Origin of the sequence: Pseudomonas sp. JAI111 (assembly GCF_024809425.1) — a bacterium.
Classification (GTDB): Bacteria; Pseudomonadota; Gammaproteobacteria; order Pseudomonadales; family Pseudomonadaceae; genus Aquipseudomonas.
On record NZ_JANUCB010000014.1, the window covers coordinates 37,779 to 56,617 of the forward strand.

Sequence of the window (18,839 nt, forward strand, 5' to 3'; positions counted from 1 at the left end):
GGTGCCCCGGAGCGAGTTGTATGGCTCTCTGGCAGGCGAAAAAAGGCGCAACTATTCCGATGCAAGGCGGCGACGTCTAATGCCGTAAACGCCTACCCTATGCCGAATCGGCATGAGCTTTTTCAATTGAAACTCGCGTCCCAACCGGTTCGAATACGACATTTCGGCAGGCATAAGTGCCGTGAACCGGCCATTACAGGGGAGATTGGTCATTTTTTGAGCGGGGAGGAGTAGGGCAAAACTTAGGAAAAAGCCTACGTTTCAAAGCGAAAACACTTCGTACGCAAAGCAGATCTTTCTCGATATACGGTCACGAAAGAAACACCGCGCAACGGTTTTGTGAGGAGTCGCCATGTCTTAAGGGCAGGGGATGAGCAGAACGCTCTAGGACGTTGCTTTTCATGCAAAAAGCTCTACGCAAGCTCGTCAGATCACAGTGGATCGGCGAACTTGCGTCGCAGCTATTCCTGACCCGGCCCTTGCGCAGACACTCCATGTGCCCGTAGGTCACTCCGACCCTGTAACAGTCAGAACGTCCCGACCCCTTGGTCATGCGACTACCTTCCTCGGGTAGCGCATAGGGAAGAAGCGGTGCCGCCTCTTCCGTGTTTCGAACTCAGTACCAGTTTGGATCTTTCTTGAGCTGTTCCATCAACAAATCCTGCATACCTTGATCCGGTTTGCCGAGGAAGCGGTAATCGGCATGTCGCGTTGGCGACTTGTCGGCCGGCAGTCCTGCGGGCACTTCGATCAACATGGCGTAGGCGTCCTTTTTGTCGAAACTGAATGCCACGATCAAGCGTTTGGTCCGGCACGTCGACTTTGTTTCGCACAGCGGGCCGACCAGATACTTGTCGCCATCTTCTTCAAGAGCATTCATTTGCTCGGCATCGCCAGACAGGTTCATCACCCATTCCGGCAGTCGTTCTTCCTTTTTAACGACTTTTGTCCAGGTTTCACGGTACTGCGGGTCTGCGCTTAGCAACTCGTTGACCCGCGACTGCCCATCATTGGCAGCGATTGCCATGGCACTACCGCCCAGAAGCAGGGCGGCTGCCAATGTCTTAAACGTGACGCTCATCTTCAACCTCGACCGCGACGGCCAAAGAAGAACGAAGCAATAAACATCACCAGGAACACGACAAAGAGAATCTTGGCGATACCCGTGGCGGTGCCCGCGATACCACCGAAGCCCAGTACCGCAGCAATGATGGCAATGATCAAGAATGTGATTGCCCAGCTCAACATGGTGATTCTCCTTACGCTTCTATATTAGAGGTAGTGCGTGTGGTGCTTTTCCCGGCGCATCGATCGCGCCAAGTTCGTTTGCCTAGAACACCCAATGTTCCTGACGTGGCATCTGATCCGCAGGCTGAGCCTGGTCGACGTCCATCATTCGCATCGGGGCGAGGTCAGCCTGGTTGCTGCTGACGGCTCTGAAATGAGTCTGGGTTGCAGGGTGAATCGATACGTGCGGCGCCTCTGGCTGCTGGCTCTGTTCCCAAAGAAGGAACTGTTGGCCCGCAATCAGCGTGATCAGCAGGGCCAGAAGGGCAAACAGGCCTTGCTGGATATGCAATGGCGATATAGGCAACTGGCCGGCACGTTGACGATTCATCCTGAAGCTCCTCCCACTCTGGTGGGTGATCTGCTAGTGGGCGTCGATAATTTATGCCCTGCTTACCCTATACATTGCAGCCTGCATGCCAGCTTTTTCATAGAATTAAATCGTTTAAAATCAAATAGTTAGATTGTTGGTGAAATGCGCGCAGGACGCATCCTGCACGATGTCCTGCGCAAGGTCGTGCGTATTGCACGATCGCATCGAGGGAACTTTGAGAATTTTTGAATTGCGAGGAGGGCGCAGATGTCAGAAAGGGACGTGGGTAATCGCCTTAAAAGCGATATTTAAGTAAAAAACCAGATAAATCAGACCATTAGCTAACAGATCGGTAGAGAACTACCCTGCCAGGGTCGGAATGGATCAGAATAAACCATGCAACTTGCCCGATTTTTCCGGGACTAACCAAGATCATTCATTAAATGGAGCGCAGGAACATGGAATCAGCCACTGAGCATCAAGGCCGCATTCTGCTGGTGGACGACGAATCCGCCATTCTGCGAACCTTCCGTTATTGCCTCGAAGATGAAGGCTATAGCGTCGCTACCGCGAACAGCGCGGCACAGGCCGACGCCTTATTGCAGCGCCAGGTGTTCGATTTGTGCTTTCTCGATCTGCGCCTTGGCGAAGACAATGGCCTGGATGTTTTGGCCCAGATGCGCATCCAGGCACCCTGGATGCGCGTGGTGATCGTCACCGCTCACTCCGCCGTAGACACCGCAGTCGATGCCATTCAGGCGGGTGCGGCCGACTATCTCGTCAAACCTTGCAGCCCCGACCAATTGCGCCTGGCCACGGCCAAGCAGCTGGAAGTGCGCCAACTCTCCGCGCGCCTTGAAGCCCTTGAAGGCGAAGTGCGCAAATCCAAGGACGGCCTGGACTCACATAGCCCGGCCATGAAAGTCGTGCTCGAGACCGCTCGCCAAGTGGCCGGCACCGACGCCAACATCCTGATCCTTGGCGAGTCCGGGACCGGTAAAGGTGAACTGTCGCAAGCCATTCACGGTTGGAGCAAGCGCCAGAAGAAGTCTTGCGTCACTATCAACTGCCCGTCGCTGACGGCGGAATTGATGGAAAGCGAACTCTTCGGCCACAGCCGTGGCGCGTTCACGGGTGCGAGCGAAAGCACCTTGGGGCGAGTCAATCAAGCGGATGGCGGCACGCTGTTTCTCGACGAGATCGGCGATTTTCCTCTGACGTTGCAACCAAAATTGCTCCGTTTCATTCAGGACAAGGAATACGAGCGTGTGGGCGACCCCGTGACGCGCCGCGCCGATGTGCGAATTCTTGCGGCGACCAACCTGAACCTCGAAGACATGGTGCGCGACGGTCGTTTTCGTGAAGACCTGCTCTATCGCCTGAACGTCATTACCCTGCACTTGCCGCCACTGCGCGAGCGCAGGGAAGACATCCTGAACCTGGCTGACCGTTTTCTTGCGCGCTTCGTCAAGGAGTACGCCCGACCGGCGAGAGGCTTCAGCGATGAAGCCCGTGAGGCGCTGCTGGGTTACCGCTGGCCCGGCAACATTCGCGAGCTGCGTAACGTGGTGGAGCGGGCGAGCATCATTTGTCCACAGGAGCGGGTCGAGATCAGTCATTTGGGCATGGCCGAGACGCCGATCAACAACGCACCGCGCATCGGTGCTGCGTTGAGTCTGGATGAGCTGGAGAAAGCCCACATCGGTGCCGTGCTGGCCACGGCCGACACGCTGGACCAGGCGGCCAAAACCCTTGGCATCGACGCTTCGACCCTGTATCGCAAGCGCAAGCAGTACAACCTGTGAGCGCTGTCCGATGAAACTGGCGATGAAGCTGCGTACTCGGCTGTTCCTGAGTATTTCGGCGCTGATCACGGTGGCATTGCTCGGGCTCTTGCTCGGGCTGGTGAGCGTGATGCAGATGGCCGCGACTCAGGAAGCACTGGTTCGCGAGAACTTTGTCACGCTGGATCTGGGGCTGAAATTGCGCCAGACCCTGGGCGATCAGCTCATGGTCATGGTCAATGAGACGCCCAATCCTGAAGCGTTTGAGGCGACCCGCCAGCATTACCTCCAGTTGTTGGACGAAGGCATCGCCCATGAGCAAGCCGGCAACGGCGACTTGTACGGATTCAAGCAGGCGAAGGCTGATTACCTCGAATTTCTCGAGGCCTACAGCCAGGCACGTGAACCGACACAGGTATTGAGTGGCAAAGAAGCGCTGACGGAAAAATTCAACGCACTGCGCAATGGCCTGATCACCGAGCACAAGCGCGCGCTGGATAACATCAATGACACCGAACGCAAGGCCCGTGAGCGGGCGCTGCTGATCGCAGGTTTGCTGGGATTGGTGGGATTGGCAGTCCTGATCATCGGATTCGTTACTGCCCATGCAATTGCAAGGCGTTTTGGCGCTCCGATCGAAGCCTTGGTGCAAGCTGCGGACAATATCGGACAAGGCAATTTCGAAGTGACCTTGCCGGTGTCCTCCGCCGTGGAAATGAACCAGCTGACCAAGCGTTTCGGCATCATGGCCGAGGCGTTGCGCGAGCACCAGGCGATGAATATCGACGAGCTGCTTGCCGGTCAGCAACGATTGCAGGCCGTACTCGACAGCATCGACGACGGGTTGCTGATGATTGATCGCGATGGTCATCTCGAGCACCTCAATCCAGTGGCGCAGCGCCAGTTGGGCTGGGACGCCGATCGTCTTGGCCAAGGGCTGGGGACGGCACTTGAACGCCCCGAACTGGATGAACAACTGCAACTGGTGCTGCGCGGCGGGACCCTCGAGCGGGCACCGGAAGACCTGAGCATTGAGGTAGATGGCGAATCCAGGTTGCTGACCTATAGCCTGACGCCGGTCAGTCATACACAGGGCCACATTCTTGGCGCTGTCATGGTGTTGCATGACGTCACCGAGCAGCGTGCATTCGAACGGGTTCGCAGTGAATTTGTCCTGCGGGCCTCCCATGAGCTGCGCACCCCGGTGACTGGTATGCACATGGCGTTCGGCCTGTTTCGAGAACGGGCGAAGTTTCCTGAGGATTCGCGCGAAGCTGATTTGCTGGATACCGTTAATGAAGAAATGCAGCGCTTGATGCAGCTGATCAACGACCTGCTGAATTTTTCACGCTACCAGAACGGATTGCAGAAGCTCACGCTGGCACCTTGTGCCATCGAAGATCTGCTTGAGCAGGCCCGGGGACGTTTTGCCGGGGCTGCGGCGCTCAAGGGCGTTGAATTGCTGGTGGAAGTTCAGGGGCCGCTGCCCAGGTTGCAGGCCGACCAGGCGCAATTGGATCGGGTACTCGATAACCTCATCGATAACGCTTTGCGCCACACCGCCCAGGGTGGGTTGATACGGTTACAGGCCCGACGTCATGGTGAGCGGGTGATTATCAGCGTAGAAGACAACGGTGAAGGCATTGCGTACGGCCAGCAGGGGCGGATCTTCGAGCCCTTTGTTCAGGTCGGTCGCAAGAAGGGTGGCGCGGGGCTTGGCTTGGCGCTGTGCAAGGAAATCGTGCAGCTGCATGGCGGCCGGATGGGTGTCTATTCGCGGCCAGGGCAGGGGACGCAGTTCTACATGGCGCTGGCGGTATAAGCCGCAGCCATTTCTTCAGGCTTCATCATCAAGACGCCGAGCGCTCAGCCGGCGGCCGCGGGTAATCAGTTCAATGAACTGGACGGCGCTCAGCGCATGGGCGAAAAGCCAACCTTGACCATACCTCACACCTTCACTGCTCAAAAACTTCGCTTGGGCTTCATGTTCGATTCCCTCAGCGATCACCTTGAGTTGCAGGGCCTGCGCCATATGGATGATGTGCGGTGCCACACCGCTGCTGGCTGCGTCATGGCCCAGTGCATCGATAAACGCCTTGTCGATTTTCAGGCAGTCCACCGGCAGGGTTTGCAGGTAGGCGAGGCTGCAATATCCCGTGCCAAAGTCATCGATCAATACCTGATGCCCGACATCGCGCAGCGCTTGCAGGTTTTCCCTGGCCACCACCACATCGATCAAGCCACGCTCAGTCACCTCGAAAGCGATCTGCTTTGCCGCAACCCGATGCAAGGTCAAAAGGCGCGCCATCACCTGACCGATACGCGGGACCATGACGTCGCAAGCCGCCAGGTTGACGGAGATGTACAGCTGCGGATTGGCGCGTAGCAACTGTCCCAGTTGTTCAAGCAACCGCTGCAATACGAAGTCGGTCATCTGACGGATCTGACCGGTGTTTTCGGCCATCGGGATGAACAGGTCGGGGCTGGTCAGGGTGCCGTCCGGCCTTCGCCAGCGCAGCAAGGCTTCGGCACCGACGCAATTGCGACTGTTGAGATCAAAGATCGGTTGATACAGCACCTGCAATTCGCCTCGGCGAATGGCGCCGTTCAATTCGGCGTCCAGTGACTGTCGCTGTCGCACCAGCAAAAACACCATGAAACCAACGAAGACACCCAAGGCCAGGCTGGCCGGTAGCAGCCACCACCACACGGCAGGCACATGCATGCCCGTGCGCGGAGTGATCAGCACTAATTGGTATTCGGGGTTGTTGGTGGGCATGCGGTAAATCAAGTGAGTTTGAGTCACTTGCAATGCATCCTGGCTTTTTGGGGGCCAGGGTTGTGTGGGCGGCCAGACTTGCTCGACACCCAGAACCGGAATCGCGCGGTTGCCGTGATCGAGCACGACCAGCAGGCTGCTACCGGGGGACAGATCGACCATGTCGGTTAAATGTCCGCGAGACGTCGCGACACGGAAGTTGCCACGTCCGAGCATCAGCGCAGCACGGTTTTCATCGGGCTCGGTCGTGGTGTTCAACCAGAAGCTGTAGGTGGGGCCCCTGATGTCCGGTGGTCGTGTCAGCGACAACACTTCCTGGCGAGGGCGGTTTGAGCAGATTCGCGGGCCATCCATGTAAGCGGCTTCGTAAACGAAGCGGTAGTTGAAACTGACCTGTTGCAACGTCGCGACCATCGCCGTATCACACGTTCGTAACGGCGGGGCTTCCAGGTCGTCGAGGCTCTCTCGAAGCTGCCCGAACAACTGCTCGAGGCGGACAAGAAAGCGTTCGCCCTGAGCGTTCATTTCCTCGCTCTCGCTCTGTTCGACCTGATGCATTGCCACAAACAGGCTGCCGGCCATCAATAGTGTTGCGCTGAAGGCAGCAGCCAGTATCGCCAGGAACCAAGGGCGATAGAACCAACTACGAAGCGTCTCTCGAGCTACAGCCATCATGGATATCCGAAGAATTACCAATGAGTTATAGCTGCTGATTTGGAAATAGCCTCGACCGTCGGGCGGGCGTCATTATTTTGTCTGATTCAAGACCTGTAGCAATGCTGCGGTTTGAGCGTCCGGGGTGCCGTCGAAGCGGGTTGGGCGGAAATGCATCTGGAAAGCGGCCAGTACATGGCGTGTCGCTACATCCAGCTCACCCGTTTGCGGAGTGGCGTAACCCAGGTGAGCCAACTGTGACTGAAACCAGCTGATGCTTGGCAGTTCGACTGCATACCGGGCTTGCTGGCGTGCAACCGCCTGCTCGTTGGGCCAGATACCCAGGCCTTCGGCGGCCAGGCGTTTCCAGGGGAATAGCGGACCGGGGTCGAGCTTGCGCAGCGGCGCGATGTCGCTATGACCGATGATGGCGTCAGGGTTGATGTTGTGACGTTTGCTGATGTCCTTGAGCAGGAAGATCAACGATTGAATCTGAGCTTCGCTGTAGGGATACCACAGGCGACCGGTCGGGGTGTCCTTGAAGCCCGGATTGACGATCTCGATGCCGATGGAGCTGGAATTCAGCCAGGTCCGGCCTTGCCACTCGCTTTCACCGGCGTGCCAGGCGCGCAGATTTTCATCCATCAGCTTATAGATGGTGGCGCCTTTATCATCGCCGATCAGATAGTGGCTGCTGACCTCGCCATGGGTCAGCAACTGCAGAGAGCGCTCGAGCGAGGCGTTGGTGTAATGCACCACCACGAACTGAATGCGACTGTCGTAGTTGGCTGAAGGGTGACTGGTGTCGATCCGCGGACCGCTGGCACAACCCGCCAGCAGGAGCAGCGACACAATGAGAGCAAGACATTTCATGGCTGGAGGCAATACACCCAAGACAGTAATGCAACAGTGTAACGTACTGCCTCGCGTGCAGAGGGCAAAAGCGCTGTTTTAAATAAAAAGGAACAATTGCCTGTCAGCTTGATTCAACCCGGTTGCGGCCGCCATTCTTTGCGCGATACAACGCCTGATCGGCTCTTTTAAGTGCTTGATCACTGTGTTCCGCGGTTTTCAATGCGGTAAAACCTACGGACAGCGTGATGGTCACCCGCTCGCCCTTGAAGTGAAAAGGACAGGCTTCAATGGAGGCGCGCAACGTTTCCAGCAGCTTTGCGCCGGTTACCAATGAAGTGTCAGGCATCAACATGACAAACTCCTCACCTCCGAACCGTGCAATGAAATCGGTTCCCCGCAGGCGCTTGCGCAGCACGCTGGCGATGATTTTCAGTACTTTGTCACCCGCAAGGTGCCCGTAGTTATCGTTGATGCGTTTGAAGTGGTCGAGATCCAGCATCGCCAGCAACAAGGTGTTGCCGTGTTGCTGGCAATGGTGAACCTCGTGCTCCAGTCGCTCACTCCAGGCGGCTCGATTGGGCAGGCTGGTGAGCGGATCGATCAGCGCCTTCTGGCGCTGTTCTTCAAGGTGCTCGCGGTAGCCCAGCGCTTCCTGTTCCATGTGCGCCACCCGCTCGGCCAGGCTTTGCAGGCGTGCGGCGATTTCATGTTCACGCTCGTCGCGCTGCTTCTGGTGTTGGTCCATCGTGCCCAGCAGGCCTTCGAGATGGTTCTCAAGGACGTGTTTGAGGTCCTCCAGATCTGCCGCTTCCTGCATGCTGCTTTGCAAGCCGTCGACCTGCTCACGGATCTGCGTGTCCATTTCGCGCGCGGCAGATCGATTGTCGGCATGACCGTCGCTGGCCGCCTGCAAGTTGCTCTGGAATGACTCCAGGCGTTCGTTGAGATGCTGCAAGTAAGCTTCGAATTCGTGCTGTCCGCTGTCGGTGATCGCCAGCATCAAAGTTGCGAGATCGTCGAGGATCGGAATCAACTCGTACCAGTTCAAGCCGTTTTGCAGGCGGTCGCGCATCGCTTCGGCTTGCGGCCGGTGGCGCTCAGGCAGCGTCAGGTCGTCAAGAAGGCCCAGCAGCGTGTCTTCAATATGCTTGGCGACAGAACTGTAGGAAGGCTCCGGTGAGTCCGGCAAGGCATAAACAATGTCCCCTGGCTCAGGTTGCTGCTCATCACCGGTGGTCGTCATTGCCGGTTTCAATTCGTCAGGATTGATTACCTCTTGAACCTGCGCGGCAGGTTCGATAGCTGGCAGCGCTGGCTCTTGCAGTTGTTCAAAATCTGTCTGCTCTTGTAACTCTGCCGGCTGCGCACATTCAGGCGCGGGGGCAAGGACAGGTGGGACAAACGCCACGACGTCGGGAGCGGTAACCGCTTTGGGAGCGGCCTGTATCACCAGGGGCTCAGGGATTGCAGCGACGGGCTGGGCGTCGTGCGCTGGCGGCTTGACTGGCGGCTGTTCGTTCGCAGGTGCGGGATTGACTGTTACCGTTTGAGTCTCGACGGATGATGGGGGAGTCGGTTCAACGGTCTGCTGGGCAGGCGCTTGCACGGTAGCGACGGCAACCTGAGGCGCAGCCTCATCCGCTTCCCGACTACCGAACAGCCGCTGCAAAAAACCGGGACGATCAGGCTCTGTCGGGTTATCCAGTTGGCGCAAGGCATTGCCTTGCAAGCCACTAAGCTCGCTAAGCAGCAACGGAATTTCCTTTGCCTGACTGACCCGGGCATCCAGTTGCTTGGCAAAATTCTTGAGCGGTCGGCTGACTTCGCGTGGCAGCGGCAGCGTTTGCAGCTGCGTAACCAGTGCAGTCAGAGCAGCGCTAGTCTGGTTGACCCGGGTTTCCCGGCGCTGTTCGGAGTCGAGCACGGCTTTTTCGAGCCGTGGCAACAAGGCGGCCAGGCCGGCGTCCATATCATCGGTACGCACGACTTCGCGCATTTCCTTCATGCATTGATCAACGGCGCGATCGGTGCCCTCCGCGGCAAGCGTGCTGCGTACCAGGCCACGGCGCAGCAGGTCGAGCCTGGCGTTCCATCGGCGTTCGAGCTTTTCCTGTTGTTCGATGCTTTTGAGGTATTTCTCTTTCCAACGCTCTGTTTCGTCGCTCATTCAAGGGATCCGCGAGGGGCAGGACTCAACGCGGGCAATGCATCGGCCGTGAGCGAACCCGGCAGACGAATCTCTACCGCGACGGGCAGGTGGTCTGAAATCGGTTGTGCCAGCACCTCGACCTTTTCAAGGGTCAGGGTGGGGCTGAGCAGAATATGGTCCAGGCAGCGCTGCGGACGCCAACTGGGGAAGGTCGCTTCCAGTTGTGGCGCGAGCAGGCCGAGGTCACGCAAAGGGGAGTTCTGCAGCAGGTCACTGGCGTGGGTGTTCATGTCGCCCATCAGCACCTGGTGCTTGTAGCCGCCGATCAACTCGCGAATGTAAGCCAGTTGCATCGTGCGCACCCGAGCGCCGAGCGCAAGGTGCATCATCACCACCACCAACGCCTCCGGACCCTCGCCGAAGCGCACCAGGATGGCTCCGCGGCCTTTGGGGCCAGGCAGTGGATGATCTTCAATCGCCCACGGGCGCAGGCGGCTCAGCACGCCATTGCTGTGCTGGCCGAGGCGACCGAGATTGCGGTTGAGTTGCTGATACCAGTAGGGGAAGGCGCCGAGTTGCGCCAGGTGTTCCACCTGATTGACGTAACCCGATCGCAGGCTGCCGCCATCGGCTTCCTGCAGGGCGACCAGATCGAAGTCGCCCAACAGATTGCCGATCTTTTGCAGGTTGTCGGCACGCCCGGTGTGCGGCAACAAATGTTGCCAGCCCCGGGTCAGGTAGTGCCGATAACGCTCGGTACTGATGCCGACCTGGATATTGAAACTGAGCAGGCGCAGACGGCTGTCTGCGGGCAAGCCCGTCGATTCCAGATGATGTTCGTTGACCTGCGGATCATGCAGGCCAACAACCCGTTCAGTACCCCAGCGGCGCATGGCAGGCCCCGCGCTTAGTTGGCGGCAGCCTTGTTAGCCGCTCGCTCTTTGTCGACCAGTTTGTCGGCCAGTTGCAGGGCTTGCTCGGCACCGCCGGCAGAGCCCACGTCAAAGCGATACTTGCCGTTGACGATCATGGTTGGAACGCCGGAGATTTCATATTTCTTGGCCAGTTCACGCGCCTGGACGATCTTGCCCTTGATGGCGAAGGAGTCGAAGGTCGCGAGGAACTTGTCCTTGTCTACGCCTTGAGTGGCGAGGAAGTCGGCCATGTCGGCTTTATCGGTCAGCTTCTTGTGTTCTTTCTGAATCGCGTTGAACACCGCGGCGTGAACCTTGCTCTCGACGCCCATGGCTTCAAGGGTCAGGAACATCTGGCCGTGTGCATCCCAAGGGCCGCCGAACATCGCCGGAATGCGGACAAAGTTTACATCCGAAGGCAGCTTCTCGACCCAAGGATTGATCACCGGTTCAAAAGCGTAGCAGTGCGGGCAGCCGTACCAGAACAGCTCCACGACTTCGATTTTGCCAGGCACGGCGACCGGAACCGGATTGCTCAGTTCGACATAAGGGGCGGCGGGTGCTTCGGCAGCTTGTGCAGTCATGCCGAACAGGCTGGCAGCGACGAGTGCGGCGCTGATGATCAGATTACGCATGCTTTACTCCTGGACAATTTTGGTCGCTTCGCGCGACCTGTTTTCAGACAGGTCATGGCGGGCGTGAGTTCTGTAGTGTAACGGCAGCGGCCACAAAAAAGGGCGGCCTAAGCCACCCTTTTTATACTTGCTGCGACGGATTAATGGAGCGTTAACGTGGCAGGAGATGTACATCCTGCGCGACGCCCGATTCGCCGGTCTTAGTGCAGGCCCTGAATGTAGCTGGACACTGCTGCGATGTCTTCGTCGCTCAGCCGCTTGGCAATGGTCTGCATGGTTTTGGTGTCGCCGTCGTTGGTGCGGCCGCCTTCTTCCTTGCGGAATTCGGTCAGTTGCTTGGCAACGTATTGAGCGTGTTGACCGCCCAGGTGTGGGAAGCCAGCTGCCGGGTTGCCTGCGCCATTGGGCGAGTGGCAACCGGTGCAGGCGGGCAGGCCCTTGGCCAGGTCACCACCACGGAACAATGCTTCACCGCGAGCCACGACTTTAGGGTCGGCGGCGCCAACGCTGCCTTTCTGGCTGGAGAAGTAGGCGGCGATATCGGCCAGGTCCTGATCACTCAGGTTGGTCAGCAGTCCGGTCATTTCCAGTACCGTGCGTTTGCCGGACTTGATGTCGTGCAGCTGCTTGTTCAGATAACGCTCGCCCTGGCCTGCCAGTTTCGGAAAGTTAGGCGCCATGCTATTGCCATCCGGGCCATGACAGGCGCCACATACTGCGGCTTTCGCCTGACCAGCAGTTGCATCACCTGCAGCATGGGCAATGCCGGAGATCCCCACGGTCAACAGCAGACTCACGATCAATTTGTTCATCAGCTAATCCAACTACGGCTAAGGGTTAAAGAGTTATGGACCGGGATCACTCGCTCATCCAGTGGATGATGGCCTGGTAATCCTCGGCACTGCAGTCCATGCACAAACCACGCGGCGGCATCGCCTTGAAACCCTGGGTCACGTGTTGCACCAGCGTCTCCATACCTTTCGCCAACCTCGGCGTCCAAGCTTCCTGATCGCCCTTTTGGGGGGCCATGGGTAGTTGGCCGGAATGACAGGCACCACAAACACGGTTGTACACAGTTTCCGGATCCTGTGTAGCCTGAGCGCTGTAAAGCGGCATCAAGACACCGGCAACTAGCAGCCATTTCGTCATAAAACGACCTTTTCAGGGTTGAGAGCGTTTTGCGTTCTAATGCGCAATCAAGGTCATTCGCTCTCGTGAACTTCATCCTACGCTGGGACAAAGCGCACACAAAATCTGCGGCATTATATACTGGCGTCACTGAAACGGAAACGACACTGCTCGCCGCGTCCATTCCCGGCGCCGCCCACATCGGAAATCCCATGCAACTCAAGAACCCCATCCTCGGCCTGTGCCAACAGTCCACCTTCATGCTCAGCGCTGCCAAAGTCGATCAATGTCCTGACGACGAAGGCTTCGAAGTGGCATTCGCCGGGCGTTCCAATGCCGGTAAATCCAGCGCGTTGAACACCCTGACGCATGCCAGCCTGGCGCGAACCTCGAAAACTCCGGGTCGCACGCAACTCTTGAACTTCTTCAAGCTAGACGATGATCGTCGTCTGGTCGACCTGCCGGGCTACGGTTACGCGAAAGTACCCATTCCGCTGAAGCTGCACTGGCAGCGTCACCTGGAAGCTTATCTGGGTGGTCGCGAGAGTTTGAAAGGTCTGATCCTGATGATGGACATCCGCCATCCAATGACTGACTTCGACCTGTTGATGCTCGACTGGGCGGTTGCCAGTGGCATGCCGATGCACATTTTGCTGACCAAAGCCGACAAGTTGACGTACGGCGCAGCGAAAAACGTCCTGCTCAAGGTTCAGGCGGATATTCGCAAAGGCTGGGGTGATGCGATCAGCATCCAATTGTTTTCGGCGCCGAAACGCATGGGCCTGGAAGACGCCTACACTGTACTGGCAGGCTGGATGGAACTCGCGGACAAGGGCTCGGAGGTTGCCGGGCAATAAATCGCGGGCAAAAAAAACCCCGGACTTCTTATGGGGAGGGGGAAGTTCCGGGGTTCAAGTTCCGGACCGCTAGGGCGGGGTCCAGATATCTGCCAACACTTAACACAACATAGGAGCATCGAAGGGCTTCACCAGCCATTCAGTAACTCTGAGTGGCAGTTCACAGGTTTAGTTCCGGCGCTTCAGAAACCATTTGAAATAAGTCCCCTCGTTTTCCGAAATAAGCCCCCTCAGCTGTTCTGCCGCGGCACTGTGCCGCAGCAGAAAACCCCGATCTAGACGGCTCAGTGAGCCTCGTCCCAGTTGTTACCCACGCCGACTTCAACCAGAAGCGGGACATCGAGTTTCGCGGCATCGCTCATGTGCGCGCGAATTTCGTCGCGAACCTGGTCGACCAAATCCTCACGCACCTCAAGCACCAGTTCATCGTGCACTTGCAGGATGACTTTGGCGTCGAGGCCTGAGGTCGTCAGCCAGTTATCCACCGCCACCATGGCTTTCTTGATGATGTCCGCCGCGGTGCCTTGCATCGGGGCGTTGATTGCCGTGCGCTCGGCGCCTTTGCGCAGGGCCGGGTTTTTCGCGTTGATTTCCGGCAAGTACAGACGACGTCCGAAAATGGTTTCAACGAAACCTTGCTCGGCTGCCTGGGCGCGGGTGCGTTCCATGTACTCCAGAACACCCGGGTAGCGGGTGAAATAGCGGTCGATGTACGCCTGTGACTGTTTGCGATCAACGCCAATCTGCTTGGCGAGGCCAAACGCGCTCATGCCGTAGATCAAACCGAAGTTGATCGCCTTGGCGCTGCGACGCTGATCGGTGGTGACGTCGGCCAATTCGACACCGAAAACTTCGGCCGCCGTGGCTTTGTGCACGTCCAGGTCATTGCGGAACGCATGGAGCAACCCTTCATCCTTGGCCAGGTGAGCCATGATCCGCAGTTCGATTTGCGAGTAGTCCGCTGCCAGCAGCTTGTAGCCTTTGGGGGCAATGAATGCCTGACGGATGCGACGGCCTTCGGCGGTGCGGATCGGGATGTTCTGCAGGTTCGGATCGCTGGACGACAAACGGCCAGTGGCCGCGACAGCCTGGTGGTACGAGGTGTGAATCCGCCCGGTGCGCGGGTTGATCTGCTCTGGCAGGCGATCGGTGTACGTGCTTTTCAGCTTGCTCATCGAGCGATACTGCATCAGCACTTTAGGCAGCGGGTAATCCTGCTCGGCCAGTTCAGCCAGCACTGCTTCGGCGGTGGATGCCTGGCCCTTGGCGGTTTTGCTGAGGATCGGCAGGCCGAGTTTTTCGTACAGGATCACGCCCAGTTGCTTGGGCGAGCCGAGGTTGAACTCCTCGCCGGCGATGGCAAACGCCTCGCGTTCCAGCGCGACCATTTTGTCGCCCAGTTCAACGCTCTGAATGCCCAGCAGGTTGGCATCGACCAGCGCGCCCTGGCGTTCGATCCGTGCCAGCACCGGCACCAGCGGCATTTCGATTTCGCTCAGGACTTTACTCAGGCTCGGAATGGCATTGAGCTTTTCCTGCAGGGTCTGATGCAGGCGCAGCGTCACGTCGGCGTCTTCTGCGGCGTAAGGCCCGGCCAGTTCCAGGGAAATCTGGTCGAAGGTCAGCTGCTTGGCACCTTTGCCTGCGATGTCCTGGAAGCTGGTGGTGGTGTGATTCAGGTACTTGAGCGCCAGGCTGTCCATGTCATGGCGGGTAGCCGTGGAGTCCAGCACGTAGGATTCGAGCATCGTGTCGAAAGCGATGCCTTGCACGGTGATGCCGCAGCTCTGGTCGCCGCCGATGGCGCAGTTGGCCAGGATATTCATGTCGAACTTGGCGTGCTGGCCGACCTTGAGTTTGCTCGGGTCTTCCAGAATCGGTTTCAGCGCCCGCAGCACGGTGTCGCGATCCAGCTGATCCGGCACGCCCATGTAGGAATGGGTCAGCGGGATGTAGGCCGCTTCGTTGGCTTGTACAGCGAAAGACAGGCCCACCAATTGCGCCTGCTGCGCATCAATGCCGGTGGTTTCGGTATCAAAGGCGATCAGCTTGGCGTCGTTGAGTTTCTTCAGCCACAGATCGAAATCGGATTGGGTGAGGATCGTTGTGTACTTGAGCTCGGTGTCGACAGCGGCTTCTTCAACCACCGGAACAGAGACTTCCTGACCGGAACGCTTGGCATCGCGCTGGTTTTCTTCAAACCAGCTTTTGAATTCCAGCAGGGTGTAGAGCTCGGCGAGTTTGTCGTGATCCGGCTGGCCCATTTGCAGATCGTCGAGACCGATGTCCAGCGGTACGTCGATCTTGATGGTCGCCAGTTGATAGGAGAGGAACGCCATCTCCTTGTGCTCTTCCAGCTTGGCCGGCAGAGTCTTGGCGCCGCGAATCGGCAGCGTCGGAACGATGTCGAGATTCGCATATAGCTCGGTCAGGCCGCCGTTTACGCCGACCAACAAGCCAGACGCCGTCTTTGGACCGATGCCTGGAACGCCGGGAATGTTGTCGGAAGAATCGCCCATCAATGCCAGATAATCGATGATCTGCTCGGGAGCGACGCCGAATTTCTCCTTCACGCCTTCCACGTCCAGCGCGCTACCGGTCATGGTATTGACCAAGGTAATGTGGCCGTCGACCAATTGGGCCATGTCCTTGTCGCCGGTAGAGATGACCACTGGGCGGTCGGCGGCCGCGCTGCTGCGGGCCAGGGTTCCGATCACGTCATCGGCTTCGACGCCTTCGACGCACAGCAATGGAAAGCCCAGGGCAATCACGCTCTGGTGCAGTGGCTCGATTTGCACGCGCATGTCATCGGGCATGCTCGGACGATTGGCCTTGTACTCGGCGAACATTTCGTCGCGGAAGGTCCCGCCCTTGGCGTCGAAGACCACAGCGAACGGACTGTCCGGGTACTGCTTGCGCAGACTCTTGAGCATGTTCAACACGCCTTTGACCGCACCGGTCGGCAAACCTTTGGACGTGGTCAGCGGCGGCAGTGCATGAAAGGCGCGATACAGGTAAGAAGAACCGTCCACCAGGACGAGGGGGGCTTGGCTCATGAGCAGGATCAACCTTTTCGGCGGGTCCGGCGCTAGAATAGCGGGACCGTTGACGACAAAGGGACAAGGTTATCATGCGCACACTAAATCGCCTGTTGCTGGCTGGCTTGTTTGCAACCGTTCCGCTTGCCGTCATGGCGGCGGGCACCGCGCCGACTTCGGAGCCGGAAGTTACCATCAAGACGCACAAGGAAGGTGACAAGGTCATTCAGGAATACAGCCGGAGTGGATTCGTGTATGCGATCAAGGTCACACCGAAGGTGGGCAAACCCTATTTCCTGGTGCGCGCCGATGGTTCAGACGCGAACTACATACGTTCCGACCAGCCGGATATGTTGATTCCGTCGTGGGAAATTTTTACCTGGAAGTAGTTTCCTAACTTTAATCGGCGCCGGCTTAATCGCGGCGCCCGAACTGAGCAGTTTTTAACCATGTCTGTGTTTACCCCGCTGGCTCGGCCCGAGCTGGAAACCTTTCTCGCCCCATACGGGCTCGGCCGCCTGCTTGATTTCCAGGGGATTGCCGCCGGTAGCGAAAACACCAATTTCTTTATCAGCCTGGAGCAGGGCGAATTTGTCCTGACCCTGGTTGAGCGTGGTCCGGTTCAGGAGATGCCATTCTTCATCGAACTGCTCGACGTGCTGCACGAGGCTGACCTGCCAGTGCCGTATGCACTGCGAACCACCGACGGTGTCGCCCTGCGCGAACTGGCCGGTAAACCCGCGTTGTTGCAGCCACGCCTGGCCGGCAAGCACATCAAGGAAGCCAATGCGCAGCATTGCGCTCAAGTTGGCGAGTTGCTCGGCCACCTGCACTTGGCGACCCAGGCCAACATGATCAAGCGCAAGACTGATCGTGGCCTGGACTGGATGCTGGAGGAGGGCACGCAGTTCCTCTCGCACCTGAATGCCGAGCAAAGCGATCTGCTGCAACGTGCACTGGATGAAATCACCGAGCAGAAGACGAAAATTCTCGCGTTGCCACGGGCGAACATCCACGCGGACCTGTTCCGCGACAACGCGATGTTCGAAGGCACGCACCTGACCGGCCTGATCGACTTCTACAACGCCTGTTCGGGCCCGATGCTGTATGACGTTGCGATTGCATTGAATGACTGGTGTTCGGATGAAGACGGGCTGATCGACGGACCGCGAGCGCGGGCGTTGCTCGGGGCTTACGCTGCGTTGCGACCGTTCACGGCAGCCGAGGCTGAGCTGTGGCCGACCATGCTGCGCGTGGCGTGTGTGCGGTTCTGGTTGTCACGGTTGATCGCCGCGGAATCTTTCGCCGGGCAGGACGTGTTGATTCACGATCCGATGGAATTTCAGCAGCGCTTGGCGCAGCGCCAGAAGGTTAGTACTTCATTGCCCTTCGCCCTCTGAAAAGCATCGCGGGCAAGCCCGCTCCCACAAGGATCACCGCGAACCTGTGGGAGCGGGCTTGCCCGCGATTGAGGCGAAGCCGAATAGGTTTAAAGCGACTCCAGGCACCCCGCCAAATCATTCCCCAACTTCTCCAACACTTGCTCATACCCCTGAGCGGTCGCCGGGGTGTATCCGCCGAGCGCGTCCAGTTCCGCCAGTTTCACCGGCAGGCCGGCTACCAGGGTTTCCGCCAGGCGTGGGCGCAATGGCGGCTCGCTGAATACACAGGTCTTGCCGACTTCCTGTAACCGCGCACGCATCGCTGCGACGTGTTGGGCTCCCGGCTGCACTTCGGCGGCAACGCTGAACACGCCGGTGTGCTTGAGGCCATAGGCGTCTTCGAAGTAGTCGAACGCTTCGTGGAACACGAAGTAGGGTTTGCCTTCGACAGCGGCCAGACGTTTCTTCAGGCGAATATCCAGCGCATCAAGACGCTCATCGAATGCCTTGAGGTTGCTTTGATAGCGTGCTGCGTTGGCCGGGTCCGCGGCACTCAAGTCAGCCGCCATTTTCGCGGCGATGACCCGGGCATTGACCGGCGACAGCCACAAATGCGCGTCCAGGCTGCCTGGGCGGTGATCGTGGTCATGCTCGTCGGCTTCTTCGGCATGTGAGTGGCTATCTTCGGCGAAGCGACGCAATTTCAGCCCCGGCAGATCCTGCACCGCGACGCTTGGCAGCGAGCGGCCATTGAGTACCCGAGGCAGGAAACCTTCCATGTCCGGACCGATCCAGTAGAGCAGATCCACCGACTGCACCTTCCGTACGTCGGAAGGGCGCAGCGCGTAGTTATGCGGCGAAGCGCCCGGTGGCAGCAGCACTTCCGGAATCGCCACGCCGTCCTGCACCGCAGCGGCAATCAGCTGTAGTGGCTTTATGCTGGTCAGGACTTTTACGTCAGCATGAGCCGAACCGATCAACAGGAAACTGGCGGAAAAGGCGACAAAGAAGGAAAAAATTCGGGACACGATGACCACTCGAAGAGGCGAGAACGGGTAACATAA

Annotated in this window: 17 protein-coding genes; 5 read left to right on the forward strand and 12 right to left on the reverse strand. The window is 58.2% G+C overall.

What is annotated here, in order from left to right:
* Positions 1-616 precede the first annotated feature (616 nt).
* The 3 genes from HNR03_RS29690 to HNR03_RS29700 form a co-directional block, all read right to left on the reverse strand.
* A complete protein-coding gene (locus HNR03_RS29690) occupies positions 617-1,081 on the reverse strand; it encodes an inhibitor of vertebrate lysozyme family protein (RefSeq protein WP_222589182.1) in 465 nt (154 codons plus the stop codon).
* Positions 1,082-1,083: 2 nt separating this feature from the next.
* On the reverse strand, positions 1,084-1,248 hold the full coding sequence (locus tag HNR03_RS29695; protein WP_003177151.1) for a DUF1328 domain-containing protein: 165 nt from the start codon (positions 1,246-1,248) through the stop codon (positions 1,084-1,086).
* 82 nt (positions 1,249-1,330) lie between these two features.
* Positions 1,331-1,618 carry a hypothetical protein gene (locus HNR03_RS29700; protein ID WP_222589183.1) on the reverse strand — a complete coding sequence of 96 codons (288 nt, stop codon included), beginning with the start codon at positions 1,616-1,618 and terminating at the stop codon, positions 1,331-1,333.
* Positions 1,619-2,058: 440 nt separating this feature from the next.
* On the opposite strand from HNR03_RS29700, the gene algB reads away from it, so the two are divergent.
* Positions 2,059-3,405: a sigma-54-dependent response regulator transcription factor AlgB gene (gene algB, locus HNR03_RS29705; protein WP_222589184.1), complete on the forward strand. Its 1,347-nt coding sequence runs from the start codon at positions 2,059-2,061 to the stop codon at positions 3,403-3,405.
* A gap of 10 nt (positions 3,406-3,415) precedes the next feature.
* Positions 3,416-5,206, forward strand: a complete 1,791-nt coding sequence (locus HNR03_RS29710; RefSeq protein ID WP_259157666.1) for a KinB sensor domain-containing domain — start codon at positions 3,416-3,418, stop codon at positions 5,204-5,206.
* 15 nt (positions 5,207-5,221) lie between these two features.
* Here HNR03_RS29710 and HNR03_RS29715 read toward each other — a convergent pair whose 3' ends face one another.
* From HNR03_RS29715 to HNR03_RS29745, 7 genes are all read right to left on the reverse strand, one after another.
* Positions 5,222-6,835 (reverse strand): EAL domain-containing protein, encoded by a 1,614-nt coding sequence (locus HNR03_RS29715; RefSeq protein WP_259157668.1) that lies wholly within the window; start codon positions 6,833-6,835, stop codon positions 5,222-5,224.
* 75 nt (positions 6,836-6,910) lie between these two features.
* Positions 6,911-7,690 carry an N-acetylmuramoyl-L-alanine amidase gene (locus HNR03_RS29720; protein ID WP_259157672.1) on the reverse strand — a complete coding sequence of 260 codons (780 nt, stop codon included), beginning with the start codon at positions 7,688-7,690 and terminating at the stop codon, positions 6,911-6,913.
* Positions 7,691-7,793: 103 nt separating this feature from the next.
* Positions 7,794-9,839, reverse strand: coding sequence for a diguanylate cyclase (locus HNR03_RS29725; protein WP_259157673.1), 2,046 nt, complete (start codon positions 9,837-9,839; stop codon positions 7,794-7,796).
* Positions 9,836-10,714: an endonuclease/exonuclease/phosphatase family protein gene (locus HNR03_RS29730; protein ID WP_222589188.1), complete on the reverse strand. Its 879-nt coding sequence runs from the start codon at positions 10,712-10,714 to the stop codon at positions 9,836-9,838. The genes HNR03_RS29725 and HNR03_RS29730 overlap by 4 nt, the downstream gene beginning before the upstream one ends.
* 14 nt (positions 10,715-10,728) lie before the next feature.
* Positions 10,729-11,370 carry a thiol:disulfide interchange protein DsbA/DsbL gene (locus HNR03_RS29735; protein ID WP_222589189.1) on the reverse strand — a complete coding sequence of 214 codons (642 nt, stop codon included), beginning with the start codon at positions 11,368-11,370 and terminating at the stop codon, positions 10,729-10,731.
* Between the two features lie 200 nt (positions 11,371-11,570).
* The gene (locus HNR03_RS29740; RefSeq protein WP_222589190.1) at positions 11,571-12,182 is read right to left on the reverse strand and encodes a cytochrome c4; all 612 of its coding nucleotides are present in this window, start codon (positions 12,180-12,182) and stop codon (positions 11,571-11,573) included.
* Positions 12,183-12,228: 46 nt separating this feature from the next.
* Positions 12,229-12,519: a cytochrome c5 family protein gene (locus HNR03_RS29745; RefSeq protein WP_222589191.1), complete on the reverse strand. Its 291-nt coding sequence runs from the start codon at positions 12,517-12,519 to the stop codon at positions 12,229-12,231.
* A gap of 191 nt (positions 12,520-12,710) precedes the next feature.
* Between HNR03_RS29745 and yihA the strand changes: the two genes are divergently transcribed.
* Positions 12,711-13,355: a ribosome biogenesis GTP-binding protein YihA/YsxC gene (gene yihA / locus HNR03_RS29750; RefSeq protein ID WP_222589192.1), complete on the forward strand. Its 645-nt coding sequence runs from the start codon at positions 12,711-12,713 to the stop codon at positions 13,353-13,355.
* A 284-nt stretch (positions 13,356-13,639) separates the two neighbouring features.
* Here the strand turns inward: yihA and polA are convergent, their stop codons facing one another.
* Positions 13,640-16,411 carry a DNA polymerase I gene (polA, locus tag HNR03_RS29755; RefSeq protein ID WP_259157676.1) on the reverse strand — a complete coding sequence of 924 codons (2,772 nt, stop codon included), beginning with the start codon at positions 16,409-16,411 and terminating at the stop codon, positions 13,640-13,642.
* Between the two features lie 74 nt (positions 16,412-16,485).
* On the opposite strand from polA, the gene HNR03_RS29760 reads away from it, so the two are divergent.
* Both HNR03_RS29760 and HNR03_RS29765 read left to right on the forward strand, forming a co-directional pair.
* Positions 16,486-16,782: a DUF2782 domain-containing protein gene (locus HNR03_RS29760; protein ID WP_259157680.1), complete on the forward strand. Its 297-nt coding sequence runs from the start codon at positions 16,486-16,488 to the stop codon at positions 16,780-16,782.
* Positions 16,783-16,842: 60 nt separating this feature from the next.
* Positions 16,843-17,793 carry a homoserine kinase gene (locus tag HNR03_RS29765; RefSeq protein WP_259157681.1) on the forward strand — a complete coding sequence of 317 codons (951 nt, stop codon included), beginning with the start codon at positions 16,843-16,845 and terminating at the stop codon, positions 17,791-17,793.
* Positions 17,794-17,882: 89 nt separating this feature from the next.
* Here the strand turns inward: HNR03_RS29765 and HNR03_RS29770 are convergent, their stop codons facing one another.
* Positions 17,883-18,803, reverse strand: a complete 921-nt coding sequence (locus HNR03_RS29770; RefSeq protein WP_259157684.1) for a zinc ABC transporter substrate-binding protein — start codon at positions 18,801-18,803, stop codon at positions 17,883-17,885.
* Positions 18,804-18,839 lie beyond the last annotated feature (36 nt).